Origin of the sequence: Kribbella sp. NPDC056345, assembly GCF_042262745.1 — a bacterium.
GTDB lineage: Bacteria > Actinomycetota > Actinomycetes > Propionibacteriales > Kribbellaceae > Kribbella.
This window is the reverse complement of the sequence record NZ_JBHJQQ010000002.1, coordinates 1-21,779: the sequence shown is the minus strand read 5'-3', so window position 1 is coordinate 21,779 and position 21,779 is coordinate 1. Positions and strand designations below refer to the sequence as shown.

Here is a 21,779-nt window from a genome sequence, read left to right as displayed (position 1 = left end):
GAGAAAGTCCGAATTGCGCTCACGGGTGTCGGCTCCTGTGCCTCCAGCCTGGTTCAACTCGTGGAGAGTGCGGCCTCGCCAGGGGTACAACCCGGTGTCGGCCGCCCCCGAATCGCCGGCATCGGAATCGACGACGTGACGTTCGTAGCGGCTTTCGACGTGGACGAACGCAAGGTCGGCGCTGATCTGGCGAAAGCCGTCCAGACCGGCAACGCCGCCACCACATTCCTGGACATCGGTCATCAGAACGTCACGGTGTCACCCGGCATGCTGCTCGACGGGCTGGAAGGCAATCTGAAGGGTCAGGTCACGCCGGACCCCGCCACCTACGATGTCGGTCCGGCGGAAGTCATCGAGGTGCTCCGTGAGTCGGAGGCCGAGGTTCTGGTCTGTTTCCTGCCGACCGGGGCCACCCACGCGGTCCGTAGCTATGCCGAGGCCGCGGCACGCGCGGGCGTCGCCTTCGTCAACGGCACGCCCGAGCAGGTCGCCAACGATCCCGGGTTCCAGGCGTTGTTCGCCGAGCACAACGCCCAGTTGGTCGGCGATGACACCCGCAGCATGGTCGGAGCGACCACCGTGCACACAGCGCTGATCGAGCTCCTGCGTGCCAAGGGTGTCACCACGACCGGCACGTACCAGATCAACGTCGGCGGCAACATGGACTTCCTCAACCTCGCCGACGCGGATCGTTCGGCCAGCAAAGTCGCGTCGAAGCGGAACGCGTTGTCGGCGGCCGGAATCGACGCGAGCACAGTCCTCGCGGGGCCGAACGGTTTCGTCGGCTACCTCGGGGACACGAAGATCTGCCACCTCAGTCTGGAAGGTGAGTCGATCCTCGGTTCCCGGATCAAGATCGATCTGCGATTGGAGGTCGAGGACAGCCCCAACGCCGCCGGCACCATGATCGACGCGGTCCGCGTCGTTGCCGGAGCCCGGCGGGCCGGTCAGGTCGGCCTGATCGCGCCACCCTGCGAGATGCTGTTCAAGTCACCGCCGACGCCGGCGGCACACAGCGAGGCGATGGCGAACTTCGACGCGTTCGTCGCCGACCTCGATCGGCAGTTGTCGCGACAGGTCGACCAGTAGTGAGGTCCGACTCGCTCTCGGGCCGGACCGCCGTGGTCTCGGGCGGCGCTCAGGGTATTGGTGCAGCGATCTGTCACGAGCTCGCCGACCGCGGAATGGCGGTGGTGATCGCCGACGTCGACGAGGCGGCCGGCGAGAAGACCGCCGGCCTCCTGTCGGATCAAGGCTTCCAGGTGCTCTTCCAGTCCACGGACATCGCCGACGAGCGGTCCGTTCGCGCTTCGATCGACCGGACCGCGGACCGCTACGGCTCGATCGACGTTCTGGTCAACTGCGCGGGCGCATTCATCATGCGAGGTGTCGACGCCGAGGTCGACGACTGGCGGACCATGTTCGACGTCAACGTGCTCGGCTACGCGTTGATGGCCAAGCACGCGGTGCCGTACCTACGGGCCGGCGGCAACGGCAGCATCGTCAACATCAGTTCGATCTCGGCCTTCATCGCGCAGCCCGGCCTGACGACCTACAGCACGATGAAGGCAGCGGTCACCCATCTGACGAGAATGCTCGCCCAAGAGCTCGCCCCTCAGATCCGGGTCAATGCCGTCTGCCCTGGAAACATCTACAGCGACAACAACGCCGCGGTTCTGCGCCGCACCATGAACCTGGATCGAGCAGCTGCCGACCAGCACCCTCAGGTCGGCGGCCGCGCCATGCTGCGGCGGGTAGGCGATCCGGTCGAGGTCGCCAGGGCCGTCGCCTTCCTTGCCTCCGACGACGCCAGCTTCATCACGGCCGAGAACCTGGTCGTCGACGGTGGGCACATGACTCAGTGAGGAGCCGAACTTGTCTGTCAGTATCGGTCAGGAATTGACCTGTGACGCCTTCAGCAGTGACTTCGAGCTCGTCGAGCGAAAGGGAGTAGGCCATCCCGACACCATCTGCGACGCAATCTCCGAGACGGTCTCACGCAGGTACTCGCAGTACTGTCTTGATCGCTTCGGGCGCGTCGCCCACCACTGGTTCGACAAGGTGCTGCTGGTCGGCGGCGAGGCGGATATCGCGTTCGGCCGCGGAACCATCGTGGTGCCGTACCACATTGTCGTGGCCGGCAAGTGTGCCTTCGCTGTCGGAGACGCGCAGATTCCGGTCCAGGAGATTGCCCACGCGGCTGCTGTCGAGGTTTTGAGCAGTGTTCTGACCGGATTCGATCCCGCCGCACATCTCACGCTGGAGCTGCGGGCCGTGGACTCCACCGGCCCGGGCCGAAGCTCGTCACGCTATCGCCCGTCCGGGCCCGAGGAACTGGCCGATCCGGACGACACCCCGCTGGTCTCGAACGACAGCAACATTCTGGCTGCCTTCAGCCCGCTGACCGAGCTCGAGCAGATGGTACTGGCGGCGGAGAGGTTCCTGAACGGAGCCGCCTTCAAGCAGCAGAACCCCGACGTCGGCTGGGACATCAAGGTCTTCGGCCGTCGGCACGGCCGGACGTTCGAACTGCTCGTCAACGTGCCCTTCCTCGCGGCTCATATCCCTGACCGTGCACACTACGACCGGCGCAAGAAGGAGCTACTGGACAAACTGGCGGTGGTTTTGACAGAGCGGTTCGATGCCGACATCACCATCCGCCTGAATGTGGCCGATGACCACGACAAGGTCTATCTGACCGCTCTCGGCTCGGTTGCCGACACTGGTGACGTCGGTGTCACGGGCCGTGGCAACAGGTCGAACGGCCTCATCACCCCGATGCGGCCGATGAGTATCGAGGCCCCCGCCGGAAAGAACCCGCTCGATCACACCGGCAAGCTCTACGGCCTGTCCGCGCAAGCCATCGCCGACGTCCTGGCCGCGGATCTGGACGCACGGATCGAGGTCTTCATCCACACCGCCAAAGGGAGCCCGACCTCCGAGCCGGACGATGTCGTCGTCAATGTCGATCGCGCCGTCGACCAGGACGAGGCGCGCCATATCCATGCGGTGATCGACCGCGAGATTCAGCGGCTGCCGGTTCGCTCGCGCGAGCTCATCACGAAGGGCATCGAACTGTGGTGACCGCCCCCAACCCTCAGACCGATCCGCAGGGCGGAGGCCAACGGCGAATGCGCAGAATTGTCATGATCACCGATTGCGTCGATGTCGCCTTCAACGAGATGTGCGGCGCGGTCCATGCCGAGGCGGACCGGATCGGCAGCGTCGCCACCGTGGAGCCGCTGGTCGCGGTCGAGTCGTTCTCCGAGACGAACGCCGCGTTCCTGACCCGGCTGGTGGCCGAGACCTATCCGGCCGGAACGATCCTGTTCACCCTGGTCTCCAAATCCAAGGATCTCGAGGCGACCCATCGCGTCATCTGGGGCGAGACGAAGTCCGGCCATCTCTTCGTGGGGTCCAACTTCGGGTACTACGGCTGGCTCGCCCGGGATCTAGGTGTCGAGCGTGTGTACGAACTCCCGGACGTGCCGCGGAGCAGTTTCTCCGGGAAGACATTCATCGCACCGATGGCCGCTCGCCTCGCCGCGGGCTGGGATGCCGCGCTGGCCGGCTATCCCGTGGATCCCACCGAGATCCACGACATCCCGATGAGGGCCGGAACGACCGTCCACGTCGACAGCTTCGGGAACGTCAAGGTGCTACGGGACACCGCCGACCTGCGGCCCGGATCCCGCCTCGAGATCCTCCGCAACGGCCATCCACTGTGCCAGGCGACGTTCATCGACAGCCAGATCTATCTCCAGCCCGACGACGGGCAGGTGATGGTGTACCAGTCGACCTCGTTCCCCGACATGGCGGACATCGCCGCCGTACGGGGTGATTTCGCGACGCGGTTCGGGGTTGCGGTCGGCGATGAGATCGACTGGCGGCCGGTACCGACGCACACCGGACCGGGAGGCCGATGATCGTGCTCGCCCATCAGGCTGTCCATCGAGTCGCGGCCGAAGCGCCCGATCGCGTCGCGATCATCGCCGATTCGACCACGATGACCTACCAGGATCTGAGTGCCGCGGTGCGCACAGCCGGCGGCTCGCTGCACGACGCCGGTGTGCGGCCCGGAGATCGGGTCGCGGTCGCTGTCGCCGACCGGCCGGGGGCGATCGTCTGCATACTGGCTGTTCTCGCGATCGGCGCCACCTGCGTACCGGTCGATCCCAGCTACCCGGCGGCGCGCCGCCTCATGATGCTGGAAGACGCGAAGGTTTCGTACGTCGTCGCGGACGGCGAACCGGCCGGACCGCCGGCACCTGGTGCGCCGCACATCCTGGAACCGAACCGTCTGCTCGACGGATCGGCCGATGGATCCGCCCGCGGCGTTGAGCCGGCACCAGACGGCCTGGCCTATATCTTGTTCACCTCGGGATCGAGTGGACGTCCAAAGGGCGTTCTGATCGACCACGAGGCCCTGTACGACGTCGCCCGCAAGACCGCCGAGCTCTTTCAGCTGACCCCGTCCGACCGGCTGCTGCAGTTCGCGTCCGTGTCGTTCGCGGCCTCCATGGGCCAGATCTTCGGGCCACTGACAGCCGGAGCAACGCTCGTCCTCCGGACTCGCCAGTACAGCGCGAAGCAGATCATCCGATACGCCGCTGAGCACCAGGTGACAGTGCTGTGGGTGACACCGACCGTGCTGAGCTATCTGGTCCGCAGCGAGGAGCCTTCGGCGGCCGATCTCACCAGTCTTCGCTTGGTCCGTAGCGGCGGCGAGGCGCTGACAGCTGAGCTGTTGACCAAGTGGTTCGCCAAATCGTCGGTGCCGGTGATGAACGTCTACGGTCCGACGGAGGCTGTCCAGGACATCACGGCTCGGACTTTCGTCGACGCGTCCGCACAGGTCACCATCGGAACGCCGCTCTTCGACGCCCAGATCGCGATTCTGGACTCTGATCAGAAACCGGCCGCTGCGGGCGCCGATGGCGAGCTGTACTTCGCAACGCCCGGCATGGCCCGTGGCTACCTCGACGACCCGGTGCTGACGGCGCAAAGATTTCCCCAGCTGACGGTGGGGGGCGATTCGCTCAGGTACTACCGGACCGGCGATGTCGTCCGGCGGCTCGACAACGGCGAGCTGGAGTACCGCGGACGCTGGGACAACCAGGTCAAGATCCAGGGATACCGGATCGAGCTGGAAGAGGTCGAAGCCTGTCTGCTGACGCATCCGGAGATCGACACCGCGGCAGTTGTGATCGTCCAGAACGAGGCGGGGGTCGCGCGGCTGATCGCCTTCTACGTTGCGGCGCATGCCGATCCGGTGGCCGGCAGCAGCCTGTTGAGCTGGTGCACCGAACGGCTGCCGATCCAGTCGGTACCGGCGCAGTACATCGAGGTTCCTCGACTTCCCCTGAGCCCGAACGGGAAGCTCGATCGAAAGGCCTTGGCCAGGGACTTCGGAGAAGGTCGCGCTTCCTACTCTCGTGGGTAGCCGACGACCCGTCAAGAAACACCGCTGCACAGCTGCGAAAGGCGTCGTGCGACTGCGAATTTTCTGCAGTCGCACGGCTCAGCTCGGCGTCGGCCGCGGCCCGGGCGACAGGGCAGCGACCCATACAGTTTCGGGTTGTACGGGTTGTACCTGTTGAGCGTTTGAACACGGACCTATGCTCGTCTGAATCTGAGCTGGACCGGTTGCTTTCTGTCATATCGAGAGGGCTTCTGGGGAAAACCGTGAGAGCTTCGATGGGGGTAATTGACTTGTCTTTTTCAGTGCCCGGCTCGTCGTGTGACCATCGCGCGGACGAGGAGCAGAAACAGCTGACAGTTCCGGTGGACAGCGTGCGCCCAGGAGTAGTGCTACGGCTGTCGGGACTCGATGAGCAGTACGCGCTCCAACTTGCGGAGTCCGGTGGAGAGCTCCCGCCGATCATCGTCCGGCGACATTCCTGGCAGATCATCGACGGCCTGCATCGTTGGCGCGCCACGCAGCTCCGCGGGCTGCGGGAGATCGCGGTCGAGGTGGTCGACGACGATGACGACGAGGCGTTCCTCCGAGCTCTCCGGGCCAACGCCGGACACGGCCTGCCACTCACACTCGACGACCGCCGAGCCGCGGCCGAACGCATCCTCTCGATCAAGCCGGAGTGGTCCGACCGGGCCATCGGCCGCGAGACCGGCCTGTCCGGAAAAACGGTCGCCGTCATCAGGCGCGCCGACGGTGCCTTCTCCGAGGGTGGGGCCAGGCACGGCCTCGACGGGCGGGTCCGGCCGATCGACCCCGCAGCGGGCCGCCGACTGGCCGGCGAGTTCCTGAAACGGCGACCGGAAGCATCGTTGCGCGAGGTCGCGAAGTTCGCCGGGATCTCCGCCTCGACCGTGCGTGATGTGAAGCAGCGCCTCAGACGTGGCGAAGGTCCGGTCCTGTCGCCCCGGGCAGCGTCGACGCCTTCTGCTCCCTACGAGGAAGAGCCTGCCGAGCACGAAAGGGCTGAGATCGGGACGGTCCTGCGCAGCGTGATGCGCGATCCGTCCCTGCGCTACAGCCAGGCCGGTCGAACGGTTCTGAGCTGGTTACGCCTGCAGGTCGAACTGACCCAGGAAGAAGAGATTGCGCAGGCACTTCCCCCGCACTGCCTCGAACGCATCGCGGACCTCAGTCGGCGGACCACCGCACGCTGGGAGCACCTCGCCCACCTGGCCGCCGCGCAGAAGCGGCCACGCGACGGCAGCCGCACCGGCACGCGATCGGCCAGCTGATCATGTTCCAGGGTTCAGTTACTGCCGCGGGGCGAGCCGTGCGCCGGGTCGACTCCGTCGAACAGACTGCTGACCGACTCTCCGTTGTGGACGCGGCGAATTGCCTCCGCGAAGAGGCCGGCCACCGAGCGAACCTTCACCTCCGGCCAGTCCTTCGGACTGGGAACCGAGTCCGTGGTGATGACCTCACGCACCATGTGATGATCGCGCAGCCGGGCGACGGCCTTCCCGGTGAACAGACCATGAGTGGTCGCCAGGATCGCTTCGACGCAGCCCAGCTCCTCGAGCCGGTCGAGGAGCTCGACGATCGAGCCGCCGTTCGCGATCTCGTCGTCGAGCACGATCGCCTTCTTACCGGCGACATCACCGACGATGGCATCGATGACCACCTTGTCGTCGCTCAACCGCCGCTTGCTACCCGCGGCGACCGGGATGCCGAGCAGCCGCGCGAACTGGGAGGCAGTTTTCGCGTTACCGAGGTCGGGCGAGACGACCACGGTGTCGGTGAGATCCCGGCCCTGGAAGTGGTCCGACAGCACGCCGAGCGCTGTGAGGTGGTCGACCGGAATGGAGAAGAAGCCGTGCACCTGCGGGGAGTGCAGTGTCATCGTCAAGACACGATCGGCTCCAGCCGTCACCAGCAGGTCCGCGACCAGGCGCCCACCGATCGAGATCCGCGAGGCGTCCTTCTTGTCGGATCGCGCGTAGGCATAGTGGGGGATCACCGCAGTGATCTGGGCCGCGGACGCCCCGCGTGCCGCGTCGAGCATCAGCAGCATCTCCATCAGCGCGTCCTGTGTCGGCGGGACGAACGGCTGCACGATATAGACGTCCCGCTGCCGGCAGTTCGCCTGGAGCTGCACCTGAAGACAATCATTGCTGAATCGCGAGATATGTACCCCCGAGAGCTCGACACCTAGTGCCTTGCAGATCTCGGCGGACAATTCGGGATGGACACTCCCGCTGAATACGACGATTTCCCGCACAATATCTCCAGAGACTTAGCTATCGACGGTCCGGCGAGTCTATCGACAAGGGCAGCCGGTCGCCAATCTGCCCTGCGCCGAGGCGGCCGGCCTCAGCTACCGTTACTCCCGGAACACGCCGACGAAGACCTGCCCGACCAGAACCCTCCGTAAGGACGGCTATGTCACGTTCACGGCCACTGATGAGTTGCTTCAGCGTCCCCAGGAACACCTCCGAGTTCGCCGACCGGTGGGCCACGCGGACCGGCGCCAAGTCACAGGACTACGAACGGCTTCACTTCGCGTCGGACGAGATCGGGATCGTGGTTCCCGACGATGTCGGCGCCACTGCGACCATCTTTGTGGGCATCGGTGCTTCGCCGGCTGAGATCGTCGTGGAGGTACTCCTGCTCGCGGACGCGCTGTCCCGTCAGGGCGTACAGGACATCACCTGTGTTTTCCGGTATCTGCCGTACAGCCGCAGCAACCGACTCGACCGCCAAGGAATAGCCTTGGGAGCCAAGGCGATCATCGCGGCGCTCGAGTCGTCACCGATCAGCCGATTCATCGTCTTCGACCTCCACTCTCGCGAAGTTCTCGGCTTCTTCTCCAAGCCCGTTCAGTGGCTGCCGACCCTGCATCGGCTGAGCGATCTGACCCCGCGGCTGCCCGGCGAGATCGTCGTGAGCCCGGACCGGGGCCGGTACGACGACTGCGTGACACTGGCCAACCGCCGGTCGAGCGACCTCGACCTGCTGATCAAGATCCGCCGGGACGACAGTGGCTCGAGCGAACTCGTGGCCGGAGCACGGACGGATGTCCGTGGGCGATCGGTGCTGTTGTTCGACGACGAGATCTGGTCGGGCCAGACCATCACCCATGCCGCGGAGGCGCTGCTCGCGGCCGGCGCCGCGAATCTGCACTACGTCACGGTGTACGACTTCTCCACGGACGAGACCAAGAGACGACTGCTCGACGAGGTGGGTTTCTCCACGTTCACCTCGACAGACCTCGTCAACACCTCCGACGCCGACTTCGGTGACCGTTATCAGGTCGTCGACGTGACGTCGATACTGGCCGACTACGTCGATCGCGAATGAGGACAGCGTTCGAACGGGTCCACAACTTTCGCGACATCGCTGACACCATCGGCACGCTCGCGACCGGTGAGCGGATCGCTCCCGGCCGGATCTTCCGGTCCGCGGTGCTGGCACAGGCCAGCGCGGCTGACCGGAAGGTCTTGCGTGATCTCGGCGTCCGAACCGTGATCGATCTGCGATCGCAGGAAGAGCTCGACGCCTTCGGCAGGTTCTCAGCGCCGGATATCCGGACCCTGCACATGAGCCTGCTGGACCAGCAGAGCCGCGACAAGCTGGCTGCCGCGTCGTCGCTGGCCGATTGCTATATCTCGTTCCTGAACGGGCCGTCGCTACCGACCGCACTCGTCCAGGTTCTCGAAACACTCGCCGACCCACAGATCTCCCCGGTCGTCGTGTCCTGCAGTGCGGGCAAGGACCGGACGGGCATTGTGATTGCGGTACTCGGACTGCTGCTCGGCGCGAAGGTCGATGCCGTCGTCGCCGACTACGCCGCGACCGGGGCGAATCTCGATGGGCTGTATCGCCAATGGGCAGAACATCCGCGATCCAGCATCGTCGCGGATCTCGCCGCCGGCAGACCAAACCTATTGGCCCCGCCTGAGGCGATGCTCGGGCTCTGCCAAACCCTGGGAGCCGAAGACCTGGCCAGGCTCATCGCCCGGTACGGGGCTCTGCCGGACCTGACCGCCCGACTCCGGCACGCCTTCCTCGTCGGTCCGGCGACTCCTACTGCAGTGCCTTGACGTTCCATGCATAGATGCACCGCTGACCGTGATGGTCCTTGATCACACTCAGCGCGGATGTCGCGGACGCGAAGATCCTCCCGGCCGATGCCTCGAGGCCGAGCGCGCGGGCGGCGAGAATCCTCGAGATGTGCCCATGCGACACCACAGCAACAGGCCCGGCGCCGTCTTCGATGTTCTTCAGCAGCCGGTCGGCTCGTGCGGAGGCTGCGTCGATGCTCTCACCTCGCGGGCAGCCATGGTCCCAGATCGACCAGTCCGGGCGCTCCTGCTGGATATCGACCCGGCGCCTGCCTTCGTAGTCACCGTAGTCGAACTCGCGCAGCTCGTCGATGACCTCGACAGCCCGCCCCGGCAGGACGATCTCCGCCGTACGCCGGGCTCGGCTCATCGGGCTGACCAGAACCCGATCGATTTCGCGGCCGGAGAGGGCCGCCCGGACCACCTCGCGCAGCCGCTCGGCCTCGGCGATTCCGTGCGCGGTCAGTGGGAGATCGGTCCGGCCGGTATGCCGGCCGATCTCGCTCCACTCGGTCGCGCCGTGCCTGATCAGAAGCAGTTCCACGCGCATCTCCGATGATCGATTCAGCCGCTGTCGTTGCGTGACAGTCCACTCGCTGTACGCCGTTCGCCAGGGCCTGGATTCTGATTAGATGAGGTCATGCGAGTGAGGCAGAACTCTCCGTCCCCGCCGACCGCTCCGACACGTTACTCGTCCGCGGAACTGCTGACGACCCTGTCTGCACAGGGATACCGGTGGTTCACCGGCGTTCCGTGCTCGTTGTTCGGAGACCTCTTCACGACAGTTGCCGAGGACAACGATTGGACGACGGTTCCGGCCACCCGGGAGGATCTCGCGATCGGTACGGCCGCAGGCCTCGCACTGAGCGGGCAACGACCGGTGGTGGCGATGCAGAACTCGGCGGTCGGGATGATCGGCAATGCGGTCAGTTCGCTGCTGCGGATGTACGGCATCCATGTTCTGCTGCTGATCAGCTGGCGTGGCGAAGGGGCTGACGCGCCGGAGCACATCGAGTCGGGCCGGCAGATGATCGAGATGCTCGACCTCATGGGCATCCGGCACGAGTTCGCAGCCGATGCGTCCCTGCTTCGGCCGGACTTCTTCGGCGTCGGTGGTCCGGTGGCCTTGATCGTCCGTCGTGGAGAGATGAGTGACCATGCCTGAGCACCGCGCCGCCGCTCCGGTCGGCGGCAGAGCAACCGCCCTCGCAGCCGTTCTCGCGCAGCTACCCGACCACCTGCCGGTGGTGTACGCCAATGGCTATATCGCCAGAGAAGGGATGCGGGAACGTCCCGAAGGTGCCGCCTTCCCCATGCTCGGCAGTATGGGGCTCGCAGGCTCGATCGGCCTCGGTCTGGCGCTCGGCAGCCGACGACCGAGCGTTGTCGTCGATGGCGACGGCAACGCGTTGATGGGCGCTTCGGCCTTGCCAGTGATCGGAAAGGCTGCCGCCGACGCGCACTGCGATCTCCTGCACATCGTGCTCGACGACGGGGTGTACGCGTCGACCGGCAGACAGCAAACCCTTGCTGCACATGTCGATTGGCTCGGCCTGGCCACCGCATGTGGTTATCGCGCCTCGCAACCGCGCACCGTCGCCGAGCTCGAAGAAGCAACTCGGTCCTGGCTGGCCCGGGGTGGCCTCGGCTTCCTGCACATCGTCGTCGACAGTGCGGGTGAATCACCCGCACCGAGAGTGCCACGCACACCGCCGGAGATAGCGCGGCGGCTGACGGATCAGATTACTCGATCGACGCCTTGATCAGCAGTGCGGACCCAGCGGATTTCAGCTCCACACAACTCCGCGCGACTCGTGCCGACAGGCCGTCCTGAGCCTTGCGAAGATACTTTCGCGGATCGTAGGCCTTCTTCTCCCCGACCTCGCCGTCAATCATCAGCACACCGTTGTAGTTACGCATCATGTGATCCACCACGGGGCGGGTATAGCAATACTCTGCCTCGGTACTGATGTTCATCTTGACAACACCGTGGTCGATCGCCTCATGAATGCTGTCCAGACCTGACCCTGAGCCACCATGGAAAACCAGGTCGAAATCCTTGCCGCCGGTTCGCTGCCGAACCACTTCCTGACCCCGGCGTAGTACCTGCGGATCCAGCTTGACATTTCCCGGCTTGTAGATTCCGTGGACATTTCCGAAGGTCGCGGCGACCAGGTATCTACCCTGTGCTCCCGCACCCAGCCGGTCCACCACGGCGAGGAAGTCCTCCGGTGTCGAGTACAGCCGATCGGGATGGTCCGCGCTGAGCCCCTCACGTTCGCCGCCGATCACCCCCACCTCGATCTCGAGCAGGACATCAACGGCCGCGCAGCGAGCCAGCAGCGGCTGCGCGATGTCGAGATTATCCTGCAGGGACAGGGCGGAGCCGTCCCACATGTGTGAGTTGAACAGTGGGGGCAGCCCGCAGCGACGGCGCTCCTCGGTGATCGCCAGCAGCGGGACGACGAACCTGTCCAGATCATCCGCGCCGCAGTGATCCGTATGCAGGGCAACAAGCACCGGATAGCGGTCGGCCACCCGATGCGCGAACTCTGCGAAGGTCTGCGCACCCAGCACACAGTCGTTGACGGTCGGGCCGGAAAGAAAACGGCTGGCACTGACCGAAATTGCGATGATGCCGTCGGATTGGGCATCGGTCAGACCCTCGAGGACTGCCGTCAGCATCTCCAGTGAAGACACATTGTAGGCCGGCAGCGCATATCCTCCCCGCCGCGCCGAGTCCAGCATCTGCCGATATTGCTCCGGGCTTGCCAGTGGCATTCTGTCGCCTCCGCACTTGACCGCCGACTCTGCTGAGTCGACGCTCCGGCATACGCGTCATCGTGTCAACTCGATCGGACCGACGCAGGTCTCGGCTTTGGCCGGCATGCACGAGCTTCACTCGCGCACAGCGCACATTGTGCGTTTACATTGGCCACGATTCTGGCCGCGACGCGCAGAATCTGTGGCGGAGATCCCGCGTTGAAAGCCGATGAAGGGGGCTCGTTGTCAGACCACCAGGCCGCGGCACCGCTCGAGGAAGTTGCCGCGCGGTTACGCCGGCGGACGCTGGAAATGATCTCCGCGGCCGGCGCGGGGCATCCGGGCAGTTCATTGTCCGTGATCGAAATCCTGACCGCGCTGTACTACGACGTCCTGCGCTGGGATCCGGCGGCGCCGGACGCGCCGGACCGCGATCGGTTCGTCCTCAGCAAGGGCCATGCGGCGCCGGCCCTCTACGCCGTGTTGCTCGATACCGGCGTTGTGGATGCGGCCTGGGCCGACAGCTTGCGCACATTTCGCAGTCCGTTGCAGGGGCACCCGGATCCACGATTCACCCCGGGGATCGAGTTTCCCGCCGGATCGCTGGCGCAGGCACTCAGCGCGTCGGTAGGTCTTGCCCTCGGTCTGCACCGCGCAGGATCGCCGGCGAGAACGTTCGTGCTCGTCGGCGACGGCGAGTGCCAGGAAGGCCAGGTGTGGGAGGCCGCCGCCTTCGCCGCCCACCATCGGCTCGACGGCCTGACCGTCATCGTCGACGACAACCGGTTGCAGCATGACGCGCCGACGGCAGCGATCGCCGGCGCAGGTTCGCTCGTCGATCGCTGGAAAGCCTGCGGCTTCGAGACCGAGGTGGTGCCAGGACACGAGCTCGACCGCCTCACCACCTGTTTGCGCCGGCGCGGTGACCGGCGTCCCCGCGCCGTAGTCGCGCGGACAGTCAAGGGCAAGGGCGTGGACTTCATGGAGGATTCGGTGGACTGGCATTCGGTGTTCGACGCGGCACGTCTGCCCGAGGCCGTCGCCTCCCTTGCGGACCGCGCGCTATGAGGTCGGCCTTCGGAGCGCGGCTCCTGGCTGCGGGTCACGCGGATGAGCGGGTCTTCGTCCTCGATGCCGATTGCTCGACCTCCACGAAGACCTCGATCTTTGCCGACGAGTTTCCGCAGCGATTCGCCAACGCGGGTATCGCCGAGCAGAACATGGTCGGGATGGCCGCCGGCCTTGCGTGTCTGGGGTACCGCCCGGTGGCGAACTCGTTCGCCGCCATGTTCGTTCATCGAGCACACGAGCAGCTGATGCAGAGTATCGGCTTGGTTCACAGCGACGTCCTGCTGGTCGGCCACTACGCCGGGCTCTCCTCCGGGGTCGAAGGGGCGCCGCATCATGCCATCTCGGACGTCGCGCTGATGCGGGCGATCCCAGGGGTCGAGGTGTGGTGGCCGTACGACGACGAGGACGCGGCCCGGCTGACCACCCACTTGCTGTCCAGAAAATCGATCGGCCCGCGCTACCTGAGACTGGAGCGTAATCCTGTCGTCGCGCTTCCTGGCCCTGATCTGAGGACCGAGACGCTTTCGGCGTGGGGGTCTCCCGGAGAAGTCGCGGTCATCGCAGCGGGTAGCTGCGTGGGAGCAGCCCTCGCTGCAGTCGACCCGCAGCAGACCCGAGTGATCGCGGTGAGCCGCTTGAGTCCGCTCGAGACCGGCACGCTCGAGTTGTGGCTGGAGCCGTCGAGGCACGTCGTCGTGGTCGAAGAGCACGGGCGGACCGGTGGCTTGTGGACCGTCCTGGTCGAAGCCGGTGTGGTCTCGCCCCGTAACAGCACCCACTGCTGCATCCCAAGCTTCACCGAAACCGGGTCGCCCGCACAACTGCGGGCCTCCTACGGCATCGACGCCGACGGCATCCGATCCGCGCTCGCACAGGTCGGGCGCGACACACCCGTCCATTGAACGATCACGGAGGTAAGAGGTGCGCGGATATTTGAGCTGGCTGCAGGAACCGCGGAAGGTCGGTGTCGCGGAGTTCGACGTGCCACGACCCGCGCCGTCCGACCTGGTCGTCGAGGTGATCCGGGCGAACGTCTGCGGATCCGACGTCAGCATCTGGAAAGGCAACCACGCGCGACTCAAGCAGCCACCACTCGGACACGAATTCGTCGGCGTGGTCACCGCACTGGGAAGCGAGGTCTCGACCGATCGGGCCGGAAACCCGCTTGCGGTCGGCGATCGCGTCGTGTCGACCTACTTCCCCGTCTGCCACCACTGCGCGGCGTGCGCCCGGACGCAGTACGGGTCCTGCGAACGCGCCTACGCCTACCGTGGCGCGCCCGTCGACGTGGCTCCGTATTTCCACGGCGCGTTCGCTTCGCACTACTACATCCATCACGACCAGTACTTCTTCAAGGTGCCCGACCGGGTGTCCGACGCGGCCGCGGCCGGCGCCAACTGCGGCATCGCCACCGTCCTGGAAGGCTGCAACCGGTTGTCCCCGGTCGAAGGTGGCATCGCAGCCGTCATCGGGCTCGGCGGCCTCGGAGTCAGCGCCTCGGCGATCCTCGCCTTGCGTGGCTGGCGAGTGATCGGTGTCGACCTGCTGCCCCAGCGCCGAGAGACGGCGAAGAGTTTCGGTGCCGCCGAGGCTGTTGCCGAGAGCAAGGATGCACGCTCGTTGCTCGGACGACGCGGTGCGGACGTCGTCATCGACGTGTCCGGCGACCCGGCAGCCTTCGCAGAGGCCGTTCTGACGGTCGCGCCAGGCGGAACGATCCTCGAGATCGGCAACGTCGACCAAGGGCCGAACCTCGTCACGTCGCTGGCGCCTGCGGACCTGGTCAGGCGAAGTATCTCCGTCCACGGCGTGATCCGGTATCCACCGGACCGGCTCCTCGCCACTCTCGACTTCCTCGCTGCCGAGGGCAACGACATCCCGTTCGACGAACAGTGTGACCAGACGTTCCCGCTGTCGGCAGTGGACAAGGCGCTGCTGGCCGCGGAGCAGCGCACCTGCACTCGAGTCGCTCTCACCCCCGCCGACGCCTGAAGGGTCCGCCAATGACCATTCTCCCCCCGTTGTGCATTCTGGCCTTCGACCATCGCGCGACCTTTCGGGATCTGGTGCGCGACTTCCACTCCGGACGGGACGCCGACCAGGCCATCGCCCACTGCAAACGCATCATCTACGAGGGCTACCTCGAAGCTGTCGACGGTGGGCTGCCGGTAGAACGGACGGCGCTGATCATCGACGAGGAAGGCGGCAGCCGGCTGGCAACCGACGCGGCCGAGCGTGGCTTCGCGCTGGGAATGCCGGTCGAGAAGACCAGTCAGGAGATCTTCGCCTTCGAGTACGACGATGCGTGGCGTGAGCATGCCGCCGCATTTCCCGCGACTTTTCACAAGGGCCTCGTTCGCTGGAACCCGCACCAGGCAGCGACCAATGACCAGCAGATCGCCCGGCTGGCCGAACTGACAGGCTGGCTCTCGGAGCAGGGCCGTGGCTTTCTGCTGGAACTGCTCGTCCCACCGACCGATGAGCAGGTCGCGCGCTGCCCAGGTGGCTGGGCCGAGTGGGACGAGCAGGTACGCCCCGGCTTGACGGTGGCGGCGATGCAGCAGTTGCATTCCGGCGGTGTCACACCAGACATCTGGAAGATCGAGGGCGTCTCCGATCGCACAGCCTGCAAGGCAATCGGGGACGCTGCGAGCTCCCATCCGGACCGTCCCGACGCCTTCTGCATCGTCCTGGGGCGAGGCGCCGATGAGCCACAGATCAAGCAATGGCTGCAGGCGACCGCCGGAGTCCCTGGCTACGGTGGATTCGCCCTCGGTCGCAATCTCTTCGACGGTCCTTTGAAGTCCTGGCTGCGCGGCGAGATCGAAGCTGACAGTGCCGCAGTCCAGATCGGCACAGCCTATGTCGAGTTCGCTCGCTGGTATCTCGCCAACTGCGCCTCCGCAGGACCCGATCGCCAGACACCGTCCACCCTGGAGCACAAGTGAATGCCATCGATCATCAGACCTCTGTCCGTCCTGGCCGCCAGTTGCGGAGCCTGCTCGCCGGCGACGGCGCGGTGCGCGCGATCGGCGCCCACGACGCGTTGAGCGCTCGCATCGCGGCGCTCCAAGGATTCGAGTGTATTTGGGCGAGCGGACTCGGCATCTCCTCCGTGAGCGCGTTGCCCGACATCGGCCTGATCAGCTTGACCGAGACCGCCGACGCCGTCCGCCGGATGCGCTGGACGACACCGACACCGATCCTGGTCGATGCCGACTCGGGCTCGGAAGACCCCCAGGTCATGCGGCACATCGTTCGGAGCCTCGAAGACGCCGGAGCCGCCGGCCTCTGTATCGAGGACAAGCAGCACCCGAAGCGCAACAGCTTCCGCAACGGCAACGTACTGGTGCCGCAGAAGCTGTTCGCTCAGCGCATCGCTGTCGCGACCCGAGGCCGCGTCGATCCGTCCTTCATGATCGTGGCGAGGATCGAGTCGCTGATCGCGGGCACCGGCCTGGACGACGCGCTCGAGCGGGCAACCCTGTATGCCGAGGCCGGCGCGGATGCACTGCTGATCCACTCCAAGGCTGCCGACACCTCCGAGGTCGAGCGATTCGCGGCAGAGTTCGCGTCCACCGGTGTCGACGTCCCGCTGATCTGCATCCCCACCACCTATCCGCGGACCACGGTCGAGCTGCTGAACCGCGCCGGATATCAGATGATCATCTTCGCCAACCAGCTGCTGCGAGCCTCCGTGCGAGCGATGGTCGGCGCGGCCGAACATGTGAAGCAGGCAGGCAGTTCTTCCGCCCTCGAGGACGACATCACCACGCTCGGCGAACTGTTCGATCTCCTGGGATACGACGCCGCCGAAGCTGATGAGTCGCTCCGCAGTACGCCGATCTCCGGCTGAGGACGGGGCTGCCGGAGCAGCGGGGTCCCGGACTCAGATCGCGTCGAGCCAGGAGCGAACCTGCTGCTCCGGGACCCATGCAGAGCGGTGGATCACTTCCAGCTCGAGGCTTGTCCTGGTGTCGGTGACCCACAGACTGAAGTCGAAGAGTGGACTGCCCGAGTCGGCCTGCCGCCGGATCGGGCTGACACCGTTCAGCGCGAAGGTGAACGGCGTCATCCCGGCGATGAAGATCGACCGCCGACGGTTCGGGTAGGTGTCGGCGATGCTCTGCGTCGGGGTGGTCGCCGCGTGCAGTTGATCGAAGGGGTATGCCTGATGGGTGAGCGTCCACACCACGGCGGCCCGGACCGCTTCGAAGAAGCCGCCGGGTTTGGCCAGAAAGGGTTCGATCAGCACCGGCAGGAGGTTCACGAAGTTGCCGACCGCACCGGTGGCCGATGGCACGAAGCGGCCAGGCATCGGAGAGAAGAAGTACAGCTCGCCGCCGACCACAGCCGGCTGCAACGCCTCCATGACCTTGGCCGCGGCCAAGGCGAAGGACGTCATGCGGCGTCGACGCGCCTCCTCTTTGAAGGACTGGTAGCGCGGCCCGGTCTCCTGGACCGCGAAAGCGCCACCTTCGGGCGGAGCCTGCCCGAACGGCTCGTCGACGTTCAGCTTCAGCTCGGGAATGCCGTGCGGGAGCAACGCGTGCCACTCGGACCGGAGCTCGGCACGCTCCGCGGCCGCAAGATACTCCTGTTCCTCGGCCGCGATCTGCTGGAGCCGAGGCCTGACCTGATGCCGTGCCCACGCGGCCGGTTCCGTCTGGCTGTAGGCGTCGGCGACGTCCGCCAGAAAGGACTGGAGAGAAAGTCCGTCACACACGGTGTGATCCATCTTCATCACCAGAGCGAATGTTTCGCCGCCCGCCGCGGCGACGCAGGTGAACCTCACCACCGGATCGTGCCGAAGGTCGTTCTTGCGGCTCAGATACTGTTGAACGAGCTCTTCCGCGGCCTGTCGGACGGCCTCGAAGGTGTCACTGCCGAGGTGGACGACCTCAAGCAGCTGCCGGCCGTCGACCGGATACGTTTGATACCCCGGACCCTGCTGCGGGTGTAGCCGGTAGCGACTGTGCAGCGCGTCGTGAACAGACACAGCCGCGACCAGAGCCGCCCGCAGCCGGTCGACGTCGCACTGCAGTCCACGGAAGATGAAGTAGTCGCAGGTCAGCGTTTCGGAACCGATCGAACCGTCCGGCTTCGTCTGCCGAGTGATTCCCACCGCCATACGATTCGGCAGCGAAGACCAGACCGAATCCATCATGCGCACTTCCCGTCCTGTTGTATCCTGCCTGGGGCTCCGGCGGTACACAATAAGCCACAGGTGTCACAGATCGCCCATCTGAGCTCACAAGGAGCATTGCATGACCGGTCGCGGTGGCACTAGCCGGATGCTGTCCTGGCTGCCGCCTGCGGGGCTGCCCAGAAAGCTTTGCACGCAGACCCTGATCTCTGCTTTCGGCCTCGGATTCTTCTTACCCGGGAATGTCGTTTTCTTCACTCAGTACGTCGGCTTACCGGCCACTCTTGTCGGTCTCGGACTCGGCATATCCAGCGCCATCGCCATTCTGACCTCAGTACCGCTGGCACGGCTGGCTGATCACTTCGGCACCAAGCAGATCTGGGCCCTGTGCACATTCATCGACGCAGTTCTTTACCTTGCCTATCCGTTGGTCAAGAGCTTTCCGCTGTTCTTGATCGTCGTCAGCTGTCTGGCGGTCAGCGCCACCACCGGAGGAAATGCCCGGATGGCGTATTCATTCAATGTCGTGCCGCGCGACCAGCAGGTCTCGACGATGGCCTATGTCCGATCCGCACTCAACATCGGTCTGGCCGTCGGCGCGGCCGGAACCGGGCTCGCGCTGGCCCAGGACTCCAACACCCTCCTGGCCCTGCTGCCGATGACGACCGGTGCCGTCTTGCTGGCCAGCGCGCTCTTCACCGCGTATCTCCCGCCGGAATCGAGGGCGGGAAGCGAAGGCCGTCCGCGGCCGGCCCGAGCGAATCCATTCAAATCCCGCGCCTTGACCGACTGGGCTTTCGTCAAGCTGGCCGGCGTGAACGGGATCGTCGGAAGCTTCACGACGATTCTCAACGTCACGCTCCCGCTCTGGATCCTGGAAGCAACCGATGCGCCGAGATCACTCATCGCGATCCTGTTCCTGATGAACACCCTGTTGGTGATCACCTTGCAGGTCAGAGCAGCCAGAGGTGCGGGCACCCTGGAAGGCGCAATTCGGCTCAGCCGACGCGCGGGCATCCTGATCTGCGCGACCTGCTTGATCGCGCTGGCTTCCGGCATCGTCGACGGGCCGATCGCCGCCATCGTCTTGATGACGCTGGCCTATCTCGTCCTCACGGCGGGCGAGTTGTTCTTCGCCAGCAGCGATTGGGGCCTGTACGCGAAGTTCAGCCCCCGGGCGATGCGCGGTGAGTACCAGGCGGTCTGGCAACTGGGCGGCCAAGTGCGCAGTCTGGTCGCGCCGGCGCTCTTCACGTGGCTCGCCATCAGCCATCGGCCCTGGGGCTGGGCCGTCATCGGCGGCATGGTTCTCGGCGCCGGTCTCTTGATCCGGCCACTTGCGCAGGCCTGCAAGACCTACGACGACGAGCCGGAATCGTCGTCCGATCAGGTCGGCTGACCTAACCGGCGGCCACCTCCGCGAGGGCGGCTTCGACGACTCGAAGGTCGCCATCGGTCAGCAGCACCTCGAACGGCACCACCGCGCCGGACTCGGCCTCTACTCGCGCAGCCAGCTCCACCGCCGTCAACGAATCGCCGCCGAGCTCGAAGAAGTTCTGGGCCGGGTCAGCGCTCGGGACATCGAGCAGCAGGCACCAGTTCCTTCGCAACGAGATGACGGCGCCGGACTCACTGCCATCAGCGGCGCCCACTGCGCTTTTGTCCATGCTGAATTTTACCGAGAAACGAGCCGCTCGTACACCGCCCCCGGCCGTAGACTTCGACCTGTTGTCCATTTCCGCGCGGCACATCGGAGACCGCAGTGAGGCTTGACGATTCGGCTGGGAGTCAGGACAGTGTGCAAACCACCGAAGGTTGCACCGTCTGGCTGACCGGTTTACCCAGTGCCGGCAAGTCGACGTTGGCACGGGCCACCGCAGAGGTTCTTTCTGGTCGCGGCCGGCGGGTCGAGGTACTCGACGGTGATGAAATTCGGCGACACCTCGGCGGCGCCCTTGGATTCGACCGTGCAGGCCGGCAGGCAAATGTCCGTCGAATCGGCTGGCTGGCCGAAGTTCTCGCCCGCAACGGGGTGACGGTTTTAGTTGCCGCAATCGCCCCGTACGCCGAAGACCGGCGCGAAGTGCAGGAGTTGCACGAAAAGGCCGGAATCGCGTTCGCCGAGGTCTTCGTTTCCGCTCCGGTCGAATGTTGCGCGGCCCGCGATGTCAAAGGACTCTACGCAAGGCAGCGGGCGGGCGAGATTTCCGGTCTGACTGGCGTGGACGACCCGTACGAGGTACCGACCGACCCCGCCCTTCGCTTGGAGACCAGCCAGGCAGAGGTTCGCGAGACAGTCGCCCAGCTGGTCACCTACCTGACGTCGCAGGGCATGGCCTAGTCGGCATCGCCGTCCGAGAACCATGACAGACCGACGCGATCTGCTGGAGTGCGAATCGATCTTCGTTTTCCGTGAGGTGGCGGCGGAGTTCGAGCGGCCGGTGATCCTGTTCTCGGGTGGTAAGGACTCGATCGTGATGCTGCACCTGGCCCGTAAGGCGTTCGCGCCGGCCGGGGTGCCGTTCACGCTGCTGCACGTCGACACCGGGCACAACTTCCCCGAGGTCCTCGCCTACCGCGACAACACCGTCGAACAGCTCGGCCTGCGCCTCGAGGTCGCCAGTGTCGAGGACTACATCGCCGACGGCCGCCTGCGCGAACGCTCCGACGGCACCCGCAACCAGCTCCAGACCGTGCCACTACTGGACGCGATCAACCAGCACCGCTTCGACGCCGTCTTCGGTGGCGGCCGCCGCGACGAAGAACGCGCCCGGGCCAAGGAACGCATCTTCAGCCTGCGCGACGAGTTCGGCCAATGGGACCCACGCAACCAGCGCCCCGAACTCTGGTCGCTCTACAACGGCAAACACAAACCCGGCGAACACGTGCGAGTGTTCCCGCTGTCGAACTGGACCGAGCTCGACGTGTGGAACTACATCGAACGCGAACAGATCCCGCTCCCGTCGATCTACTACGCCCACGAACGCGACGTGTTCGAACGCGACGGCATGCTCCTGGCCGTCGGCCCCTACTCCCAGCCCCGCGACGGCGAAACCGTCACCCCACGCACCGTCCGCTACCGCACCGTCGGCGACATGTCCTGCACCGGCGCCGTCTCCTCGGACGCGACCACCGCCGCCGAGGTCGTCATCGAGGTCGCCGCCTCCACGATCACCGAACGCGGCGCGACCCGCGCCGACGACCGCGCCAGCGAAGCCGCCATGGAAGACCGCAAACGAGAGGGGTACTTCTGATGAGC

23 protein-coding genes are annotated in these 21,779 nt (G+C 65.6%); 18 read left to right on the top strand and 5 right to left on the bottom strand.

Going from position 1 to position 21,779, the window contains the following annotated elements; genetic code table 11:
- The first annotated feature begins 135 nt into the window (after nt 1–135).
- From ACFCV3_RS05870 to ACFCV3_RS05845, 6 genes are all read left to right on the top strand, one after another.
- Nucleotides 136–1,089: an inositol-3-phosphate synthase gene (locus ACFCV3_RS05870; RefSeq protein WP_376026506.1), complete on the top strand. Its 954-nt coding sequence runs from the start codon at nt 136–138 to the stop codon at nt 1,087–1,089.
- Nucleotides 1,089–1,865 carry an SDR family NAD(P)-dependent oxidoreductase gene (locus ACFCV3_RS05865; RefSeq protein WP_376026505.1) on the top strand — a complete coding sequence of 259 codons (777 nt, stop codon included), beginning with the start codon at nt 1,089–1,091 and terminating at the stop codon, nt 1,863–1,865. The genes ACFCV3_RS05870 and ACFCV3_RS05865 overlap by 1 nt, the downstream gene beginning before the upstream one ends.
- 10 nt (nt 1,866–1,875) lie before the next feature.
- The gene (locus ACFCV3_RS05860) at nt 1,876–3,084 is read left to right on the top strand and encodes a methionine adenosyltransferase (protein WP_376026504.1); all 1,209 of its coding nucleotides are present in this window, start codon (nt 1,876–1,878) and stop codon (nt 3,082–3,084) included.
- 47 nt (nt 3,085–3,131) lie between these two features.
- Nucleotides 3,132–3,926 carry an SAM-dependent chlorinase/fluorinase gene (locus ACFCV3_RS05855; protein WP_376026502.1) on the top strand — a complete coding sequence of 265 codons (795 nt, stop codon included), beginning with the start codon at nt 3,132–3,134 and terminating at the stop codon, nt 3,924–3,926.
- Complete coding sequence (locus ACFCV3_RS05850; protein ID WP_376026500.1) at nt 3,923–5,443, top strand: amino acid adenylation domain-containing protein; 1,521 nt, start codon at nt 3,923–3,925, stop codon at nt 5,441–5,443. The genes ACFCV3_RS05855 and ACFCV3_RS05850 overlap by 4 nt, the downstream gene beginning before the upstream one ends.
- A gap of 365 nt (nt 5,444–5,808) precedes the next feature.
- Nucleotides 5,809–6,711, top strand: a complete 903-nt coding sequence (locus ACFCV3_RS05845) for a ParB N-terminal domain-containing protein (RefSeq protein WP_376026499.1) — start codon at nt 5,809–5,811, stop codon at nt 6,709–6,711.
- A 14-nt stretch (nt 6,712–6,725) separates the two neighbouring features.
- On the opposite strand, the gene ACFCV3_RS05840 is transcribed toward ACFCV3_RS05845, so the two are convergent.
- On the bottom strand, nt 6,726–7,697 hold the full coding sequence (locus ACFCV3_RS05840; RefSeq protein ID WP_376026497.1) for a ribose-phosphate diphosphokinase: 972 nt from the start codon (nt 7,695–7,697) through the stop codon (nt 6,726–6,728).
- A gap of 161 nt (nt 7,698–7,858) precedes the next feature.
- Here ACFCV3_RS05840 and prs point away from each other — a divergent pair, with 161 nt between their 5' ends.
- Together prs and ACFCV3_RS05830 are read left to right on the top strand one after the other, a co-directional pair.
- Nucleotides 7,859–8,776: a ribose-phosphate diphosphokinase gene (gene prs / locus ACFCV3_RS05835; RefSeq protein ID WP_376026495.1), complete on the top strand. Its 918-nt coding sequence runs from the start codon at nt 7,859–7,861 to the stop codon at nt 8,774–8,776.
- Nucleotides 8,773–9,519 carry a tyrosine-protein phosphatase gene (locus ACFCV3_RS05830; RefSeq protein ID WP_376026493.1) on the top strand — a complete coding sequence of 249 codons (747 nt, stop codon included), beginning with the start codon at nt 8,773–8,775 and terminating at the stop codon, nt 9,517–9,519. The genes prs and ACFCV3_RS05830 overlap by 4 nt, the downstream gene beginning before the upstream one ends.
- Here ACFCV3_RS05830 and ACFCV3_RS05825 read toward each other — a convergent pair.
- Nucleotides 9,503–10,084, bottom strand: a complete 582-nt coding sequence (locus tag ACFCV3_RS05825) for a histidine phosphatase family protein (protein WP_376026491.1) — start codon at nt 10,082–10,084, stop codon at nt 9,503–9,505. The two genes, ACFCV3_RS05830 and ACFCV3_RS05825, sit on opposite strands and share 17 nt — an antisense overlap.
- 102 nt (nt 10,085–10,186) lie before the next feature.
- On the opposite strand from ACFCV3_RS05825, the gene ACFCV3_RS05820 reads away from it, so the two are divergent.
- On the top strand, nt 10,187–10,705 hold the full coding sequence (locus ACFCV3_RS05820; protein WP_376026490.1) for a thiamine pyrophosphate-binding protein: 519 nt from the start codon (nt 10,187–10,189) through the stop codon (nt 10,703–10,705).
- Nucleotides 10,698–11,303 (top strand): thiamine pyrophosphate-dependent enzyme, encoded by a 606-nt coding sequence (locus tag ACFCV3_RS05815; protein WP_376026488.1) that lies wholly within the window; start codon nt 10,698–10,700, stop codon nt 11,301–11,303. The genes ACFCV3_RS05820 and ACFCV3_RS05815 overlap by 8 nt, the downstream gene beginning before the upstream one ends.
- Here ACFCV3_RS05815 and fbaA read toward each other — a convergent pair.
- Entirely contained in the window at nt 11,284–12,321 is a 1,038-nt protein-coding gene (fbaA, locus tag ACFCV3_RS05810; protein WP_376026487.1) for a class II fructose-bisphosphate aldolase, read from the bottom strand. The two genes, ACFCV3_RS05815 and fbaA, sit on opposite strands and share 20 nt — an antisense overlap.
- 150 nt (nt 12,322–12,471) lie before the next feature.
- Between fbaA and ACFCV3_RS05805 the strand changes: the two genes are divergently transcribed.
- Genes ACFCV3_RS05805 through ACFCV3_RS05785 form a run of 5 tightly spaced genes read left to right on the top strand, consistent with a single transcriptional unit; the run spans nt 12,472 to nt 17,230 of the window.
- Nucleotides 12,472–13,371, top strand: coding sequence for a transketolase (locus tag ACFCV3_RS05805; protein WP_376026486.1), 900 nt, complete (start codon nt 12,472–12,474; stop codon nt 13,369–13,371).
- A complete protein-coding gene (locus tag ACFCV3_RS05800) occupies nt 13,368–14,276 on the top strand; it encodes a transketolase family protein (protein ID WP_376026484.1) in 909 nt (302 codons plus the stop codon). Before ACFCV3_RS05805 ends, ACFCV3_RS05800 begins: the two co-directional genes overlap by 4 nt.
- A 19-nt stretch (nt 14,277–14,295) precedes the next feature.
- The gene (locus tag ACFCV3_RS05795; RefSeq protein WP_376026483.1) at nt 14,296–15,366 is read left to right on the top strand and encodes a zinc-binding dehydrogenase; all 1,071 of its coding nucleotides are present in this window, start codon (nt 14,296–14,298) and stop codon (nt 15,364–15,366) included.
- 11 nt (nt 15,367–15,377) lie between these two features.
- Nucleotides 15,378–16,322: a 2-deoxy-5-keto-D-gluconate 6-phosphate aldolase domain-containing protein gene (locus ACFCV3_RS05790; protein ID WP_376026481.1), complete on the top strand. Its 945-nt coding sequence runs from the start codon at nt 15,378–15,380 to the stop codon at nt 16,320–16,322.
- Nucleotides 16,319–17,230, top strand: coding sequence for an isocitrate lyase/phosphoenolpyruvate mutase family protein (locus ACFCV3_RS05785; protein ID WP_376026479.1), 912 nt, complete (start codon nt 16,319–16,321; stop codon nt 17,228–17,230). The genes ACFCV3_RS05790 and ACFCV3_RS05785 overlap by 4 nt, the downstream gene beginning before the upstream one ends.
- A gap of 33 nt (nt 17,231–17,263) precedes the next feature.
- Here ACFCV3_RS05785 and ACFCV3_RS05780 read toward each other — a convergent pair whose 3' ends face one another.
- The gene (locus ACFCV3_RS05780; protein WP_376026477.1) at nt 17,264–18,499 is read right to left on the bottom strand and encodes a condensation domain-containing protein; all 1,236 of its coding nucleotides are present in this window, start codon (nt 18,497–18,499) and stop codon (nt 17,264–17,266) included.
- A gap of 142 nt (nt 18,500–18,641) precedes the next feature.
- On the opposite strand from ACFCV3_RS05780, the gene ACFCV3_RS05775 reads away from it, so the two are divergent.
- On the top strand, nt 18,642–19,919 hold the full coding sequence (locus tag ACFCV3_RS05775) for an MFS transporter (RefSeq protein ID WP_376026475.1): 1,278 nt from the start codon (nt 18,642–18,644) through the stop codon (nt 19,917–19,919).
- Nucleotide 19,920: 1 nt separating this feature from the next.
- Here ACFCV3_RS05775 and ACFCV3_RS05770 read toward each other — a convergent pair whose 3' ends face one another.
- Nucleotides 19,921–20,187 (bottom strand): acyl carrier protein, encoded by a 267-nt coding sequence (locus ACFCV3_RS05770; protein WP_376026474.1) that lies wholly within the window; start codon nt 20,185–20,187, stop codon nt 19,921–19,923.
- A gap of 95 nt (nt 20,188–20,282) precedes the next feature.
- On the opposite strand from ACFCV3_RS05770, the gene cysC reads away from it, so the two are divergent.
- Nucleotides 20,283–20,861 carry an adenylyl-sulfate kinase gene (gene cysC, locus ACFCV3_RS05765; RefSeq protein WP_376026472.1) on the top strand — a complete coding sequence of 193 codons (579 nt, stop codon included), beginning with the start codon at nt 20,283–20,285 and terminating at the stop codon, nt 20,859–20,861.
- Between the two features lie 22 nt (nt 20,862–20,883).
- Complete coding sequence (gene cysD, locus ACFCV3_RS05760; protein ID WP_376026470.1) at nt 20,884–21,774, top strand: sulfate adenylyltransferase subunit CysD; 891 nt, start codon at nt 20,884–20,886, stop codon at nt 21,772–21,774.
- Nucleotides 21,775–21,779 lie beyond the last annotated feature (5 nt).